The sequence below is a fragment of the Bradyrhizobium sp. KZN70725 genome (assembly GCF_055264925.1).
In genome coordinates, this window is sequence record NZ_JBUYWT010000190.1 from 1 (window position 1) to 851 (window position 851).

Genomic DNA, 851 nt, shown 5'->3' on the forward strand with positions numbered 1-851 from the left:
GCTTCCATCAGGACCTCAACGCCGACGGCGTGAGCGGCATACCTGCGGCGAGCGTAACCGTGGTCGAAGCCGCCGGCTCGACCAAACTGGACCAGATCGGCAGCTACTATTCTCTCGATGCCGTCAGCGGCGGTACGGGCCCATCAGTCAAACATGCCGGGACGCCTTTTGCTGCATCCACTCAGGTCGGAGCCTGGACGCCGACCGGGGCGGAGCAGACGGCAAACGGATATGAAATTGCTTGGAAAGTTTCGGGCGCCGATCGGCATACCGTTTGGAACACGGACAGCAGCGGCAACGCCATCTCGGATACTATTGGTGTGGTGTCCGGAAGTAGCGCCGCGCTGGAACACTTGGAGCCAAATGTCCAACAGCACTTGGATGGCAACGGAGTGATTGGCATTTCCACGCTTATGATTGCTGTAACCGGCCAGACATCGGTGACTCCATGTCCTGCATCGCAAGGGGCCTGGATCGCAGCTAGCAATGATAGTTTCGTATTTCACCGGGACATCGATGGGGGCGGTGTAGTGAATGCCGGAAGCGCGGAAATTGTCGCACCTGATGGATTTTCTTTGGTCACTACCTGTAAACAGCTGATGGAGCTCTTGCATGAAACGCCGAGCGATCAATCCCACGCCATGTCCGAGTTAGGGAGCGATTTTCATGATGCCGTCATGGGGCGGGATACAACCAACGTACGTATGGCCGACCTGAACACGGGCTACTTCATTGTCCATTAGTCTTACTGTGTCATAAGTGGATCGGCGGGTCGCGCCCTTTGATGAGCCGGATGCAGCAAGGACACCTTTGCATGCGGCCGAGGAGCGCGACGCTCAAGCGGCGTCGCA

General features: G+C 57.6%; 1 pseudogene. It reads left to right on the forward strand.

The features are described from left to right. Positions 1–743 (forward strand): annotated as a pseudogene (locus tag ACZBJS_RS42640) (S8 family serine peptidase); the annotation flags it as partial. Positions 744–851: the final 108 nt, after the last annotated feature.